13 protein-coding genes, 2 tRNA genes and 1 pseudogene are annotated in these 14971 nt (G+C 67.2%); 6 read left to right on the top strand and 10 right to left on the bottom strand.

The features are described 5' to 3' along the window. Window positions 1-9 precede the first annotated feature (9 nt). From ACZZ9K_RS10720 to dnaA, 10 genes are all read right to left on the bottom strand, one after another. Window positions 10-82 (bottom strand) — tRNA-Ala (locus tag ACZZ9K_RS10720). 56 nt (window positions 83-138) lie between these two features. After that, window positions 139-215 (bottom strand) — tRNA-Ile (locus ACZZ9K_RS10715). Window positions 216-290: 75 nt separating this feature from the next. After that, entirely contained in the window at window positions 291-698 is a 408-nt protein-coding gene (locus ACZZ9K_RS10710) for a DUF3566 domain-containing protein (RefSeq protein ID WP_027466922.1), read from the bottom strand. Next, window positions 691-3348, bottom strand: a complete 2658-nt coding sequence (gene gyrA / locus ACZZ9K_RS10705; protein WP_138802195.1) for a DNA gyrase subunit A — start codon at window positions 3346-3348, stop codon at window positions 691-693. Before gyrA ends, ACZZ9K_RS10710 begins: the two co-directional genes overlap by 8 nt. Before the next feature lie 114 nt (window positions 3349-3462). Further along, window positions 3463-5466: a DNA topoisomerase (ATP-hydrolyzing) subunit B gene (gene gyrB / locus ACZZ9K_RS10700; protein ID WP_406882199.1), complete on the bottom strand. Its 2004-nt coding sequence runs from the start codon at window positions 5464-5466 to the stop codon at window positions 3463-3465. A gap of 92 nt (window positions 5467-5558) precedes the next feature. Beyond that, complete coding sequence (locus ACZZ9K_RS10695) at window positions 5559-6101, bottom strand: DciA family protein (RefSeq protein WP_463444020.1); 543 nt, start codon at window positions 6099-6101, stop codon at window positions 5559-5561. Beyond that, the gene (gene recF / locus ACZZ9K_RS10690; RefSeq protein WP_463444019.1) at window positions 6101-7402 is read right to left on the bottom strand and encodes a DNA replication/repair protein RecF; all 1302 of its coding nucleotides are present in this window, start codon (window positions 7400-7402) and stop codon (window positions 6101-6103) included. The genes ACZZ9K_RS10695 and recF overlap by 1 nt, the downstream gene beginning before the upstream one ends. 31 nt (window positions 7403-7433) lie before the next feature. After that, a complete protein-coding gene (gene gnd, locus ACZZ9K_RS10685) occupies window positions 7434-8321 on the bottom strand; it encodes a phosphogluconate dehydrogenase (NAD(+)-dependent, decarboxylating) (RefSeq protein ID WP_138802192.1) in 888 nt (295 codons plus the stop codon). Window positions 8322-8392: 71 nt separating this feature from the next. After that, on the bottom strand, window positions 8393-9538 hold the full coding sequence (gene dnaN, locus ACZZ9K_RS10680; RefSeq protein WP_027466916.1) for a DNA polymerase III subunit beta: 1146 nt from the start codon (window positions 9536-9538) through the stop codon (window positions 8393-8395). Between the two features lie 407 nt (window positions 9539-9945). Further along, complete coding sequence (gene dnaA / locus ACZZ9K_RS10675) at window positions 9946-11400, bottom strand: chromosomal replication initiator protein DnaA (RefSeq protein WP_027466915.1); 1455 nt, start codon at window positions 11398-11400, stop codon at window positions 9946-9948. A gap of 511 nt (window positions 11401-11911) precedes the next feature. Here dnaA and rpmH point away from each other — a divergent pair. The 6 genes and pseudogenes from rpmH to rsmG all read left to right on the top strand — a co-directional run bounded on the left by rpmH (window position 11912) and on the right by rsmG (window position 14957). Beyond that, entirely contained in the window at window positions 11912-12049 is a 138-nt protein-coding gene (gene rpmH / locus ACZZ9K_RS10670) for a 50S ribosomal protein L34 (RefSeq protein ID WP_022889115.1), read from the top strand. Window positions 12050-12096: 47 nt separating this feature from the next. Next, a complete protein-coding gene (gene rnpA / locus ACZZ9K_RS10665) occupies window positions 12097-12447 on the top strand; it encodes a ribonuclease P protein component (RefSeq protein WP_027466914.1) in 351 nt (116 codons plus the stop codon). After that, entirely contained in the window at window positions 12444-12824 is a 381-nt protein-coding gene (gene yidD / locus ACZZ9K_RS10660; RefSeq protein ID WP_071248636.1) for a membrane protein insertion efficiency factor YidD, read from the top strand. Before rnpA ends, yidD begins: the two co-directional genes overlap by 4 nt. 8 nt (window positions 12825-12832) lie before the next feature. Continuing rightward, complete coding sequence (gene yidC, locus ACZZ9K_RS10655; RefSeq protein WP_111032520.1) at window positions 12833-13801, top strand: membrane protein insertase YidC; 969 nt, start codon at window positions 12833-12835, stop codon at window positions 13799-13801. After that, window positions 13802-14301 (top strand): annotated as a pseudogene (locus ACZZ9K_RS10650) (Jag family protein). After that, entirely contained in the window at window positions 14298-14957 is a 660-nt protein-coding gene (gene rsmG / locus ACZZ9K_RS10645) for a 16S rRNA (guanine(527)-N(7))-methyltransferase RsmG (RefSeq protein ID WP_463444018.1), read from the top strand. Before ACZZ9K_RS10650 ends, rsmG begins: the two are co-directional and overlap by 4 nt. Window positions 14958-14971 lie beyond the last annotated feature (14 nt).

The raw sequence follows: 14971 nt of genomic DNA, 5'->3' as shown, positions 1-14971 counted from the left end.
TGATGCGAGTGGAGCCTGGGAGAATCGAACTCCCGACATCCTGCTTGCAAAGCAGGCGCTCTACCAACTGAGCTAAGGCCCCGAGTGCCACCGAGGTGATCGGCGACGGGATGGAATTGTCGTGCTGTTCCGGAGAACTGGTGGGGCTACAAGGACTTGAACCTTGGACCTCTTCGTTATCAGCGAAGCGCTCTAACCGCCTGAGCTATAGCCCCTCAGACCGGATGAAAGCCTACCGTACGATGCCGCCGGAACGAAATCGAGCAGTGGGCCCATCCGGCCCGGGTGTGTCAGTTGTTCGTGAAGCCCACGAGCAGACCGCCCGTGATCCGCACACTGAGGTTGTAGAGCACGCTCACGATGGCGCCGAGTACGGTGCCGACGACCACGTTGAGGATGCCCACGACGATGGAGAACCCGAGCACCTGGCCCAGCGAGAACTGGTCCATGATCGAGTAACTGTTCTGTCCGGTGACGTCCTTCAACAGGGCGTCGACCTGGGTGAACACACCCGTCTGGTTCAGGATGACCCACACCAGTGCCGTGGCGACCACGATCACGATGCTGCCGGCCAGGGCGATGAGGAAGCTGAGCTTCACCATCGACCAGAAGTCGACGTAGACCAGCCGCAACCGCACCTGGCGGGTGCCGACGGGTCGCTTCGCCTTCTTCTGGAGCTTCTCGGCGACACTACTCATTGCTTGACTGGTCCTCTCCGGCCTCGTCTGCGACGGGCTCGGTGTCGATGGGATCAGTGGAATCCGGGGCCGCTTCGGCAGGGCTGACCGTCTCCACCGGGCCCGCGGGCTCGATCTCGGCGTCGTCCTGGTCGTCCAGGTTCCGCTCGGTGTTCCGGGCCACCGCGATGATCCGGTCGTTCTCCGCAAACCTCGCGAAGACGACGCCCATCGTGTCACGGCCCTTGGCAGGGACCTCGGCCACGGCAGACCTTACCACCTTGCCCGATTGCAGCACGACGAGCACCTCGTCGTCCTCGCCGACGATGAGAGCGCCCACAAGGTCGCCCCGGTCGACCGCCAACTTGGCCACCTTGATGCCCAGACCACCACGGCCCTGCACACGGTACTGGTCGACCGCGGTGCGCTTGGCGTAGCCGCCCTCGGTCATCACCCAGACGAAGCCGTCGTCGGACACGACCCGGGCTGCGAGCAGGGAGTCGCCGTCGCGGAAGGACATGCCCTTCACGCCCGAGGTCGAGCGACCCATCGGACGCAGGGTGTCGTTCGTCGCCGTGAACCGGAGCGACATGCCCTGGCGGGACACCAGGAGCAGGTCGTCGTGCTCGTCGACGAGCAGCGCCTGGCGGAGCTTGTCACCGTCGCGCAGGTTGATCGCGATGATGCCGCCGGTGCGGTTCGTGTCGTACTCGGTGAGCGCGGTCTTCTTCACCAGGCCGTGCTCGGTCGCGAGGACGAGGTACTGCGCGACCTCGTAGTCGCGGATGTCGAGCACCTGCTGGATCTGCTCGTCGGGCTGCATCGCGAGGAGGTTCGCGACGTGCTGGCCCTTCGCGTCGCGGCCGGCTTCCTGAAGCTCGTACGCCTTCGCGCGGTAGACCCGGCCCTGGTCGGTGAGGAACAGGAGCCAGTGGTGCGTCGTCGTGACGAAGAAGTGCTCGACGATGTCGTCGGCGCGGAGCTGGGCTCCGCGGACGCCTCGGCCGCCGCGGTGCTGCGAGCGATACTGGTCGCTGCGCGTGCGCTTGACGTAGCCACCGCGGGTGATGGTGACGACCATCTCCTCTTCGGGGATCAGGTCTTCCATCGACATGTCGCCGTCGTAGCCGAACATGATCTCGGTCCGGCGGTCGTCACCGAAGCGGTCGACGATCTCGCTCAGCTCGTCGCGGATGATCGACCGCTGACGGCTCTCCGACCCGAGGATGTCCTGGAAGTCGGCGATCTTGCGCTCGAGCTCTTCGGCCTCGTCGTGGATCTTCTGACGCTCGAGGGCGGCGAGACGACGGAGCTGCAGCTCGAGGATCGCGCGCGCCTGGATCTCGTCGACGGACAGCAGGTCCATCAGGCCCGTGCGGGCCTCTTCGACGTCGGGCGAGCGACGGATGAGCGCGATGACCTCGTCGAGGGCGTCGAGCGCAGCCAGGTAGCCGCGCAGGATGTGGGCGCGCTTCTCGGCCTCGCGCAGACGGAACTGCGTCCGGCGGACGATGACGTCGACCTGGTGCGCGACCCACGCCGAGATGAAGCCGTCGAGCGGCAGGGTGCGGGGCACCCCGTCGACGATCGCGAGCATGTTCGCGCCGAAGTTCTCCTGCAGCTGGGTGTGCTTGTACAGGTTGTTCAGCACGACCTTGGCGACGGCGTCGCGCTTCAGCACGATCACCAGGCGCTGCCCGGTACGGCCCGAGGTCTCGTCACGGATGTCGGCGACACCGGCGAGCTTGCCGTCCTTGACGAGCTCGGCGATCTTGATCGCCAGGTTGTCCGGGTTGACCTGGTACGGCAGCTCGGTGACGACGAGGCAGGTGCGACCCTGGATCTCCTCCACCGAGACGACGGCACGCATCGTGATCGAGCCACGGCCGGTGCGGTAGGCGTCCTGGATGCCCTTGGTGCCGAGCACCTGCGCACCGGTCGGGAAGTCCGGGCCCTTGATGCGCTGCATGAGCGCGGCGAGGAGCTCTTCGCGGGTGGCGTCGGGGTTGTCGAGCGCCCACTTGGCACCCTCGGCGACCTCGCGCAGGTTGTGCGGCGGGATGTTCGTCGCCATGCCGACTGCGATGCCGACCGAGCCGTTGACGAGCAGGTTCGGGAACCGGGCCGGCAGGATCGCCGGCTCCTGGGTGCGGCCGTCGTAGTTGTCCTGGAAGTCGACGGTGTCCTCGTCGATGTCGCGGACCATCTCGAGCGCGAGCGGCGCCATCTTCGTCTCGGTGTACCGCGGGGCGGCGGCACCGTCGTTGCCCGGCGAACCGAAGTTGCCCTGGCCGAGCGCGAGCGGGTAGCGGAGCGACCACGGCTGCACCAGGCGGACCAGGGCGTCGTAGATCGCCGAGTCACCGTGCGGGTGGAACTGGCCCATGACGTCACCGACGACGCGGGAGCACTTCGAGAACGCACGGTCCGGGCGGTAGCCGCCGTCGAACATCGCGTAGATCACACGGCGGTGCACCGGCTTGAGGCCGTCGCGGACCTCCGGCAAGGCACGACCGACGATGACCGACATCGCGTAGTCGAGGTACGAGCGCTGCATCTCGAGCTGCAGGTCGACCTGCGAGATGCGGTCACCGGAGACGACGATGTCCCCGCTGTCGCCGTGGACGATCTCGGGCAGCTCGTCGGCGCCGTTCTCGTTGTCGTCAGCCATGTGGCTTCGTTCCCTTTCTGGACAGCCTGGAGGCTGTGGTTCCGTTGGTCGCGCCGGGCGCGACCACAGGTGGTCAGGACTGGTCGACGCGGCTCACGCCGCGCCTCCTGGCCGTTAGATGTCGAGGAAGCGGACGTCCTTGGCGTTCTGCTGGATGAACTGGCGACGTGCGTCGACGTCCTCACCCATCAGCGTCGAGAAGACGCTGTCCACCGCAGCCGCGTCCTCCAGCGTGACCTGCAGGAGCGTGCGGGTGTCCGGGTTCATCGTGGTGTCCCAGAGCTCCTTGTAGTCCATCTCGCCGAGACCCTTGTAGCGCTGGATCCCGTTGTCCTTCGGGATGCGCTTGCCGGCTGCGAGGCCCGCCTGCATCAGCGCGTCGCGCTCCCGGTCGCTGAAGACGTACTCGTGTGCCGAGTTCGACCACTTCAGGCGGTACAGCGGCGGCTGCGCGAGGTACACGTAGCCGTGCTCGATGAGCGGACGCATGTAGCGGAACAGCAGTGTGAGCAGCAGCGTGGTGATGTGCTGGCCGTCGACGTCGGCATCGGCCATCAGCACGATCTTGTGGTACCGGGCCTTGTCCGGGTCGAAGTCCTCACCGATGCCGGCACCGAACGCCGTGATCATCGACTGGATCTCCTGGTTCGCGAGGGCGCGGTCGAGCCGGGCCTTCTCGACGTTCAGGATCTTGCCACGCAGGGGCAGGATCGCCTGGGTCATCGGGTTGCGGCCCTGCACGGCGGAACCACCGGCGGAGTCACCCTCGACCATGAAGATCTCCGACACCGTCGGGTCCTTCGACTGGCAGTCCTTGAGCTTGCCGGGCATGCCGCCCGACTCGAGCAGCCCCTTGCGGCGGGTGGTCTCGCGCGCCTTGCGGGCGGCCAGACGTGCCTGCGACGCCTGGATCGCCTTGCGGACGACGTCGCGCGCCTGCGTCGGGTTGCTCTCGAACCAGTGGGTCAGCTCGGTGCCGACGACGCGCTGCACGAACGACTTCGCCTCGGTGTTGCCGAGCTTGGTCTTCGTCTGGCCCTCGAACTGCGGCTCGCCGAGCTTCACGGAGATGACGGCCGTCAGCCCTTCGCGGATGTCGTCACCCGTGAGGTTGTCGTCCTTCTCCTTGATGATCTTCGTCTCGCGCGCGTAGCGGTTGACGAGGGTCGTGAGCGCGGCGCGGAAGCCCTCTTCGTGGGTGCCGCCCTCGTGCGTGTTGATCGTGTTCGCGAAGGTGTGGACGCTCTCCTGGTACGAGGTGTTCCACTGCATCGCGACCTCGAGCGCGATCTTGCGCTCCGGGTCCTCGGACTCGAAGCCGATGACGTCGGGGTGGACGAGGTCGGCCTTCTTCTGCGCGTTGATGTACTCGACGTAGTCGGCGAGACCGCGCTCGTACATGAACGTGTCGTTCCGGGCTTCTTCCCCTTCTTCCGGGGTGCGCTCGTCGCGCAGGTTGATCCGCAGGCCCTTGTTGAGGAAGGCCATCTGCTGGAAGCGCGTGCGCAGGGTCTCGTAGTCGAAGACGACGGACTCGAAGATCTCGGCGTTCGGCCAGAACGTGATCGTCGTGCCGGTCTCGTCCGTCTCTTCGTCCTTGGAGACGGGCGCGACGGGGACACCGTCGGTGTAGCTCTGGCGCCAGACGTGGCCCTGCCGACGGACCTCGACGTCGAGTTCGGAGCTCAGCGCGTTCACGACGGACGAACCGACGCCGTGCAGTCCACCGGAGACGGCGTAGCCGCCACCGCCGAACTTGCCGCCGGCGTGCAGGACGGTGAGGACGACCTGCAGGGTCGAGACCCCTTCGGCCGCGTGGACGTCGACCGGGATGCCACGGCCGTTGTCGACGACGCGGACGCCACCGTCTTCACGGATGCTCACGTCGATGGTGTCGCAGTAGCCGGCGAGGGCTTCGTCGACGGAGTTGTCGACGATCTCCTGGACGAGGTGGTGCAGACCACGGGGACCGGTCGAACCGATGTACATACCGGGGCGCTTGCGGACGGCCTCGAGCCCCTCGAGCACCTGAATCTGGTCTGCGCCGTAGGACGGTTCGCTCTGCGGGGTCTCCGCGCCGAGCGGGTTCTGCCGGTCGTCTTCAGATTCTGCTGCCATGTCGAGCGTGCTCCTGCCTGCGCGCGGAACGCCCGCGCACTGCACCTCCCAGTCTACCGCAGAGCCCCCTCTTTCGAGGGCTCATCTGCCCCTCAGACGGGCTTTTCTGGCACTCCAGGATGATTTCGTCGCCTCAACCGTAGGTGTCGCGAGGACCGCGCCCCTGGACCGTCCTGGGGCCGCGTTTCCACGTGGGGGGCGTCCGGGCCGGAAACCCTGATCGACTCGACCCCGGCTTCCGGGTGCCGTTCCGCGATGGTCGTCGTGACCGTCGCGCGCATGAGTCGGAGCTGGGTCGCCCAGGCCGTCGAGTCGCACCGGATGACGAGTGCGCCGTCCTCGATGGTGACCGGCCGGGAGTGCTTCGCCAGCTCCTCGCCGACCACGCTCGGCCAGTCCACGAAGAGCTCGGAGCGGGCGAGGGGTTCCGTCCAGCCGAGCTCCTGGGCGAGCGAACCGACGATGTCGGCGAGGCCCTTCGGCTCGCGGCCGCGTCCGTACGGCACGGTGTCGGCGTCGAACTCGCGGGCTCGGCGGCGGCGGGCATCGGTGCCGCGCTTGGACGGGTCGCCGAACACCGCGCGCAGGTGGCGGTACACCTGCGAGGGCTCGGTGGGCTTGCGGGGCTTCGGCATCAGGCGTCGGCTCCGGCGGGGCTCGGGTCCGTTGCGCCGGCAGCGTCCGTTGTGCCGGTGGCGTCCGTTGTGCCAGTGGCGTCCGTCTGGTCCCTCCGGTCCGTCGCCGGACTGGAGGCCCGGATCGCGTCCGTCTCGTCGGTCACGATCGTGCCCGCCTCGATCCGCACGGTGTGCGCCGCCAGCTTCGGGGGCACGTCGCCGAACACCGCGGCCGTGATGAGCACCTGCTCGTAGTCGGCGACGGCGTTCGCCAGTCGTTCCCGACGCGATTCGTCGAGCTCGGCGAAGACGTCGTCGAGGATGATGATCGGGTCGCCCAGGTTCGACTCCGCGCGCAGGATCGAGGCGCTCGCGAGCTGGATGGCCAGCGCGAAGGACCAGGATTCGCCGTGACTGGCGTATCCCCGGGCCGGTAACCCGTTGAGCTGGAACAGTACGTCGTCCCGGTGCGGCCCGACGAGGGTGAGTCCGCGATCGAGTTCGTCCCGGCGACGTCGCTCGAGCGCGGCTGCGAAGGCCTCGGCCGCCGACGCGACCGTGACGGGCTCGTCGGGGGTCCCGAGGACGGGATCGGTGGCCGCCGCCGACTCGGGGTCGCCACCACGGATCGACAGGACACCGGTGATCGAGGCGTCGTGGTGCTCGCCGGCGACGGTCGCGTAGGCCTCGGCCACGAAGGGCGCGAGCCGCCGGGTCAGGTGGTCACGTGCCGCGACGATCTCGGCGCCGAGTCCGACGAGCCGGTCGTCCCAGACGTCGAGCGTCGACAGGGCGTTCGCCTTCGCGCCGGTGGCACGGGCTGACTTGAGCAGGGTGTTCCGCTGGCGGAGCGTGCGGTCGTAGTCGGCGAGCACGCCCTGCATCCGCGGCGCGATCTGGCCGAGCAGCTCGTCGAGCATCCGGCGCCGACCGGCCGGCTCGCCTCGGACGAGCGCCAGGTCCTCCGGCGCGAAGAGCACGCTCGTGCAGTAGCGCGGCAGCTCGCGCGGTTTGATCGCGGAGCGGTTCACCTGCGCGCGGTTCGCGCCGGTGCGGTTGATCTGCACCTCGGCGAGGATGCTGCGTTCCTCGTGGGCGAGCCGTGCCCGGACGATCGCGGCGTCACATCCCTGACGGACGAGGGCCGCGTCGGTGGGGACGCGGTGCGAGCCGAGGGTGGACAGGTACCCGATCGCCTCGACCAGGTTGGTCTTGCCCTGTCCGTTGCGCCCGACGAACAGGTTCGGCCCGCGTGCGAGGTCGACGTCCGCCTCCCGGTAGTTCCGGAAGTCGGTCAGTTGGAGATGGTCGACGTGCACGCGGGCCGAGTCCGGGTTCCCCCGGGAAGTCCTAGGACTTCTTGACGGCGTGACCGCCGAACTGGTTGCGGAGCGCCGCGACGGCCTTCATCGTCGGCGAGGCGCTGCCCTGGCGCGAGACGAAGCGCGCGAAGATCGACGCCGAGAGCGCCGGCATCGGCACGGCGAGCTCGATGCCCTCTTCCAGCGTCCAGCGGCCCTCGCCCGAGTCCTCGACGTAGCCCTCGAGCTCGTCGAGCTTCGGGTCCTCGTTCAGCGCGAGCACCATCAGGTCGAGCAGCCAGGAACGGACGACCGTTCCGCGCTGCCAGCCGGCGAACACGGCGGGGACGTCGGTGATCAGGTCCTTGGCCTCGAGGAGCTCGTAGCCCTCGCCGTACGCCTGCATGATCGCGTACTCGATGCCGTTGTGGACCATCTTCGCGTAGTGGCCGGCGCCGATCGGGCCGGCGTGCGAGAAGCCTTCTTCGCGGGGACCCTCGGGGCGCAGCGCGTCGAACACGGGCATCGCGAACTCGACGTCCGCGGCGTCACCGCCGACCATCAGGCCGTAGCCGTTGTCCTTGCCCCAGACACCACCGGAGACGCCGGCGTCCATGTAGCGGATGCCGCGCGCACCGAGCTGCTCGGCGTGCGTGGTGTCGTCCAGCCACTTCGAGTTGCCACCGTCGATGACCAGGTCGCCCTCGCTGAGGACGCCGGCCAGGTCGGTGATCACGTCGTCGGTGATCTTGCCGTGCGGGACCATGACCCACACGAGACGCTTGCCCTCCGGGAGGGCAGCGGCGAGGGCGCCGAGGTCGGCGACGTCCGAGACGGCGGGGTTGGCGTCGTACCCGGTGACCTCGATACCTGCGTTGCGGAGACGGGCACGCATGTTGTTGCCCATGCGACCAAGGCCGACAAGACCGATGTGCATGATTTCCTCTTCTGTTCGTCGTCGCGCTGATGCTGCCGGTGGTGTGCGCCAGCGCAGGTTGCCTGTTGCGCCTATCGCAGCAGCAGGTTCGGCTGCAGCAGGTACCGGTATCCATCGGTCGCTGCGGCCTCTTGCGAAGTCTGGCCGGTGATCAGCACCGGGCCCGGCTTGTTGGGGTTCTCCGTCTTGGTGAAGGAGATGCGGACGAACTCGGAGTGCACCGCGTTCAGTCCGTCCAGGAGGAAGGCGGGCTTCAACGAGACCACCGTTTCCTCGCCGGTCAACAACGCACTGATCGACTCTGACGCCTGCGCTTGTTCGGATCCGATCGCCTCGAGCGTGAGCCCGTCGACCGTGAAGGAGAACCGGAGCGCCGCTTCGCGCTCCAGGACGAGGGAGACCCGTCGGACCGCCTCGACGAGCTCCGCGGTGTTGATCACCGCGTGGTCGTTGACGGTCTCGGGGAAGAGCCGGCGGACCGGCGGGTAGTTGCCCTTGATGAGCAACGACGTCACGGTCTTGTCGTCGGCGTGGAACGCGATGAGCTCGCGATCGGAGTTGCCGCTGATCGACACCGACACCGTCGACGCCGAACCGAACGTGCGGCCGACCTCCTGCAGGGTGCGGGCCGGGACCAGTGCGTGCAGGGGGTCCGAGCCGACTCGGCCGGAGTCCCACGCGATGGTGCGGACGGCGACGCGGTAGCGGTCCGTCGCGATGAGGGAGAGGTCGTTGTCGCCGACCTCGAGCTGCACGCCCGTGATGACGGGGGTGACGTCGTCGCGGCTGGCGGCGACGGCGACCTGGGACACTGCTTCGGAGAACGCGTCGCCGGGGATCACACCGGTCTGCGGCCCGATCTCCGGCAGCGTCGGGTACTCCTCGACCGGCATGGACAGCAACGTGAAGTGCGCCGACCCGCAGGAGACGGAGATCTTGGCGTCCTCGGTGGTGAACGACACGGGGGCGTTCGGCAGCCGGCTCGCGATGTCGTTCAGGAGTCGACCGGAGACCAGGACCGTGCCCGGCTCGTCGATCTGGGCCGAGATGGACGTCTGCGCCGACACCTCGTAGTCGAACGACGAGAGCGTCAGACGATCTCCGTCGGCGTGGATCAGGACGCCCGACAGGATCGGGAGGGTCGTGCGCTGCGGGAGGAGCTTCACTGCGAAGGAGACGGCTTCGGAGAAGACGTCCCGGTTGACCTCGAACTTCACAGCTGGAACCCCTGTCGATCGGCTTGGACTGTCCGGCCGCCCCATTCTGGCACAGGCGGACGGGGGCCGGATTTCTTGTCATCCCGCCGTCCACAAGGTTGTCCCGCGGAGATTGATCGTTAACCAGGAGTAATGGTGTTAACGCCTGTGCACACTGTGGATAACCCTGTGCATCCCGCTCCGCAGTAGGGAACTACACGCTTGTGACTTGTGAGCGGTGTGTGAGCGTTAACGGGATGAATGAATCTCATCTATCCACTTCCATCCCCAGTCTCCACAGGTGACCCCCTACCTGTGTACAACCGGGCGGCGTGTCCTCCACAGTTATCCACAGGCTATCCACACTGTGAGAAGTCCGGCCCATGGAACCGTCTCAGATGGTGGATGGGGCCGGGAACGGGCCGATCTCAGCGGTAGCGGCGGTCTTGCTTGATGCGGCTGGTGAGCTCGGTGACCTGGTTGTAGATCGACCGACGCTCCTTCATCAGCTCGGTGATCTTCTTGTTCGCGTACATCACGGTGGTGTGGTCGCGGTTGCCGAACAGCTGCCCGATCTTGGGCAGGGACAGGCTCGTCAGCTCGCGGCACAGGTACATCGCGATCTGTCGTGCCGTGGCGATCGCCTGCGAGCGGGACGACCCGTACAGGTCGTCGACGGAGAGCTTGAAGTACTCCGCGGTGTGGTTGATGATGTCCGTCGGCGCGACGACGTTGTCCTCGTCGAGGGTGATCAGGTCCTTGAGGACCGTCTGCACCAGGGCCATGTCCACGGCCGTCCGGTTCAGGCTCGCGAACGCGGTGACCCGGATCAGGGTGCCCTCGAGCTCGCGGATGTTGCTCGACACCTTCGACGCCATGAACTCGAGGATGTCGTCGGGCACCTGCAGGTGGTCGGACTGTGCCTTCTTGCGGAGGATCGCGATGCGCGTCTCGAGCTCGGGTGCCTGCACGTCGGTGATCAGGCCCCACTCGAAGCGCGATCGCATCCGGTCCTCGAACCCGGTCAGGTGCTTCGGCGCGACGTCGGACGTGATGACGACCTGCTTGTTGTGGTCGTGCAGGGTGTTGAAGGTGTGGAAGAAGGCCTCCTGCGTGGAGTCCTTCCCCTGCAGGAACTGGATGTCGTCGATCAGCAGGATGTCGATGTCGCGGTACCGCTGCTGGAACTGGTTCGAGCGGTTGTTCGCGATCGAGTTGATGAAGTCGTTGGTGAACTCCTCGCTCGACACGTACCGGACGCGGATCCCCGGGTAGAGGCTCTCGGCGTAGTGCCCGATGGCGTGGAGCAGGTGGGTCTTGCCCAGCCCGGAGTCCCCGTAGATGAAGAGCGGGTTGTAGGCCTTGGCCGGTGCCTCGGCGACGGCGACCGCTGCGGCGTGGGCGAACCGGTTCGACGACCCGATGACGAAGTTGTCGAAGTTGTACTTGGGGTTGAGCCGCGACTCGGGGCGCCCGCTGGTTCCGGGAGAGTCGATCTGGCTCGGCACGAACGGTGCCTCGATGTACTGGCGCGGAGCGGCACTCTGCTCGACGGCTTCCTGCACGGGCTCGGCGTACTCGGGCACGTTCGGGTCCACCCGCGGCTCCGAGGCCATGTCGGGGTTGACCGTGATCGCGAAGTTCGCGACCGAGTCGTCACCGATGCGGGCGACCGCCTCGGTGATCGGGATGCGGATGCGCTGTTCGAGCATGCCCCGGGTCAGGTCGTTCGGCACCTCGAGGTACAGGGTGCCGGCGAGCACGCCCTTCGGCTCGACCAGGTTCAGGAACCCGTGGAGCTGCGGCGTGATGCGGGGGTCCTCGGCGAGGAGTCCGAGTACGGATGACCAGAGGTCCTCGACGGGGTCGGCCGGCATCGTCATGTCGCGCTCGTCTCCAGGGGTCGTGTCGTGCGTTCGCTGCCGGACGAGGGTGCGTCCTGCGGGGTCGGACATGCGGTGGCGTCCTCGGGGACCGCACTCGGGACCAGGTCGTCGCCGGCGGATCGGTGGCTCCGGGGGCTTCGTCGACGCCTCGTTGCCGCGGAGGTTCCCACAGGGTTGTCCACAGTGTTGTCCACGACCACCTCGAGCCGTCTGACAGGAGTACTTCCCTGTCGTACCGGCCATCGGGGGGATCGATCACACCACTGTAAAGGACCGGACCGAGTCCCACCGAACGGAAGTTGTCCCCAATGTGGAGAATGGGCTCGAGGGGCGCCAGGCCCGGCGGGGACGGCGTGACCGATCCAGGCGGGGTTTGACCTGCTCGCCGCTGTCACGTACCGTTAACCAGTTGACTGCGGCCCTTTGGTCGCGCCCATCTGCGTCGTTCGACACCCGGACGGCTACACATACGTGACGGCTCGCCGCGAGCAGCCGTGTGGAGAACATCATGAGCAAGCGCACCTTCCAGCCGAACAACCGCCGCCGCGCCAAGAAGCACGGCTTCCGCCTCCGCATGCGGACGCGTGCCGGCCGCGCCATCCTGTCGGCGCGTCGCGCCAAGGGCCGTACCGAGCTCTCGGCCTGATCAGGCTCATCGCCTGATCCGGTCCTCGGTCTGACCCCGGCGTCGCAGTGTTGGCCAGCGCCAACCGCATCGTGCGCGGGGATGACTACCGGAACGTCGTGCGTCGTGGTCGCAAGAGCGCCACGGCGCACGTCGTCGTGTCCGTGGTCCGTCAGCCGGCAGATCGCAACGGACCGACGCGGTTCGGCTTCATCGTCGCGAAGACGGTGGGCAACGCCGTGACCCGGAACCTGATCCGGCGGCGGCTCAAGGCGATCGCGCACGACCTGCTCGTCGAGTGCCCTCAGGGCTTCGACGTGGTGGTCCGTGTACTGCCAGCCGCATCGCAGGCCGGATGGCCTACCCTGCTCGAAGACGTCACGCGCTCCTTCGCGCGCGGGGTGGAGAAGGCAGCATGAACCGCACTCTGTGGACCCGGCTCGCCTGGGTCATCGCGTTGCTCCCACGCAACGCGTGCGTCGTCGTGCTCCGGGCCTACCGTGCGGTGATCTCCCCGCTGTACGGCAACGTCTGCCGCTACCACCCGTCGTGCTCCCGGTACGCCCTCGAGGCGATCCAGCAGTACGGCGTCGTGCGCGGATCCGCCATGGGCGCCTGGCGCATCGCCCGTTGCAACCCCTGGGCTGCTGGCGGCATCGACGACGTCAAGGAACGCCGTCACCCGTTCGTCGTCAACCGGTTCGGGTTCGTCCTCGCGCCGATCCCGCAGCAGCCGCACCCCGCGGTCGGAACGGTTCGGCCGGTCCTGCTCCCCCAGCGCACTCGAAAGGCGTAGCCGTCCCCATGGACATCATCGGAACGATCCTCTGGCCGCTCAAATGGGTGGTCTCGGCCATCCTCGTCGGCTTCCACTGGATCTTCGAGAGCATCGGCATGGACCCGAACGAGGGCATCACGTGGGTGCTCTCGATCATCTTCCTGACGTTCGTCGTCCGCGCAGCGTTGATCCCGATCTTCGTCCGGCAGATCAAGTCGCAGCGCCGCATGCTCGAGGTCGCGCCGCAGCTGAAGAAGATCCAGGACAAGTACAAGGGCAAGAAGGACCAGTTCTCGCGTGAGGCCATGAGCCGCGAGACGATGGCGCTCTACAAGGAGACCGGGACCAACCCGCTCAGCTCCTGCCTGCCGCTGCTGCTGCAGATGCCGATCTTCTTCTCGCTGTACTCGGTGCTGCACGAGGCCCAGATCAACAAGACGGGCATCGGCCTGCTGACGAACGACCTCGCGGCGTCGTTCGGCAACGCGGCCCTGTTCGGCGCTCCCCTGCACGAGACGTTCACGAACGCCTCCGGGTGGGAGGTCCGTGCGATCGCGGGCTTCATGATCGTCGTGATGACGGCGTCGCAGTTCATCACGCAGCTGCAGCTCGTCGCCAAGAACATGTCGCCGGAGACCAAGGAGTCTCCGATGTACCGCCAGCAGAAGATGATGCTGTACATCCTCCCGCTGGTCTTCGTGATCTCGGGTCTGAGCTTCCCCCTCGGCGTCATGTTCTACTGGCTGGCCTCGAACCTCTGGACGATGGCGCAGCAGTACTTCGTCATCCGCAGCATGCCGACTCCCGGCTCCGAAGCCGCTCTGGCTCGTGAAGCCCGCCTGGCCAAGAAGGCACAGCGTCGCGGGACCGCCACCCCGGTCCTCGCCGAGGCCGGTGCCGGCGCCGGTGCGACGGAGATCGAGCCCGTGCGCGTCACCACCCAGCGTCAGCAGCCGGTCGGCAAGCAGCGCCAGAAGAAGAACGGGAAGAAGTAAGTGACCGAGCAGGACACCGCAGGCGCCGTCGAGACGACGGACACCGAGACCGAGGACGCCCGCGACGAAGCGGACATCGCGGCGGACTACATCGAGGAACTCCTCGACATCTGCGACCTCGATGGCGACATCGAGATCGAGGAACGCGCCGGTCGCGTGTACTTGTCGGTCACCGATGACGGCGAGGCACTCCGCGTGCTGTCGAAGCCCGACACCGTGACGGCGCTGCAGGAGCTCACGCGGATCGCCGTGCAGGCCGAGACCGGCGAGTTCAGCCGGCTGATCCTCGACGTCGGTGGCTCGCGGGATGCCCGTGCTGACGAGCTGCAGCGGCTCGTGGACACCGCTGTCGAGCGCATCGAAGCCGGTTCGTCGTCGGCTGCGCTCCCCCGATGTCGTCGTACGAGCGCAAGCTCGTCCACGACCTGGTCGCTGAGAAGGGCTTCCACTCGGAGTCCGAGGGTGAGGGTCGGGACCGCCACACGGTCGTCACCCGATGACGGACGCACCCGTCCCGACCGACGCAGCACCGGTGCTCGAGGCTGAGCCGGCGGCCGCTGCAGCACTCTTCGGTGACCAGATCGAGGGTGCGCGCTCGTTCACGAACGAACTTGCGCGACGGGGTGAGGAGCTGGGCCTGATCGGCCCGCTCGAGCTGCCCCGTCTCTGGACGCGACACATCCTCAATTCCGCCTTGCTGGCGCCCCTCCTGGAGGCCGGTGGTCGCGTTGCTGACGTCGGCTCGGGTGCAGGGTTGCCGGGTCTTGTGCTCGCGATCGCCCGTCCTGACGTCGAATTCGTCCTCATCGAGCCGATGGAGCGGCGGACGGATTGGCTTCGTGCCGAGTCCGATCGTCTCGCCCTGCAGAACGTCACGGTGCTCCGCGGGCGTGCTGAGGACGTCGCTGACGACGTCGTCGTCGACCAGGTCACCGCACGGGCCGTGAGTGCCCTGTCGAAGCTCATCCCGCTCACCGTGCCCCTGGTGCGCTCGGGCGGGCAGCTCATCCTGATGAAGGGTGCGCGGGTCGACGAAGAGATCGAGAAGGCCCGAAAGGTCATCCTTCGGAAGCGCCTCTCTGATGTCGAGGTGCTCGAGCTCGGAGAGGGTGTTGTCGACGAGACCACCCGCGTCTTCCGGGCTACAGTTGACTGACGCTGCGGCTCGGG

The organism is Curtobacterium sp. AC268 (assembly GCF_979258745.1).
Note: the sequence above shows the minus strand (reverse complement) of the source record. Positions and strands in the feature narration are given on the sequence as shown.

Bases quoted from the DNA above. Each gene is read 5' to 3' on its own strand.
- dnaA (WP_027466915.1), bottom strand. From the start codon at position 11,400: ATGACGATGCCGGCCGACCCCGTCGAGGACCTCTGGTCATCCGTACTC.
- ACZZ9K_RS10710 (WP_027466922.1), bottom strand. From the start codon at position 698: ATGAGTAGTGTCGCCGAGAAGCTCCAGAAGAAGGCGAAGCGACCCGTC.
- gnd (WP_138802192.1), bottom strand. From the start codon at position 8,321: ATGCACATCGGTCTTGTCGGCCTTGGTCGCATGGGCAACAACATGCGT.
- rsmG (WP_463444018.1), top strand. From the start codon at position 14,298: ATGACGGACGCACCCGTCCCGACCGACGCAGCACCGGTGCTCGAGGCT.
- yidC (WP_111032520.1), top strand. From the start codon at position 12,833: ATGGACATCATCGGAACGATCCTCTGGCCGCTCAAATGGGTGGTCTCG.
- yidD (WP_071248636.1), top strand. From the start codon at position 12,444: ATGAACCGCACTCTGTGGACCCGGCTCGCCTGGGTCATCGCGTTGCTC.
- gyrA (WP_138802195.1), bottom strand. From the start codon at position 3,348: ATGGCTGACGACAACGAGAACGGCGCCGACGAGCTGCCCGAGATCGTC.
- rpmH (WP_022889115.1), top strand. From the start codon at position 11,912: ATGAGCAAGCGCACCTTCCAGCCGAACAACCGCCGCCGCGCCAAGAAG.
- ACZZ9K_RS10695 (WP_463444020.1), bottom strand. From the start codon at position 6,101: ATGCCGAAGCCCCGCAAGCCCACCGAGCCCTCGCAGGTGTACCGCCAC.
- gyrB (WP_406882199.1), bottom strand. From the start codon at position 5,466: ATGGCAGCAGAATCTGAAGACGACCGGCAGAACCCGCTCGGCGCGGAG.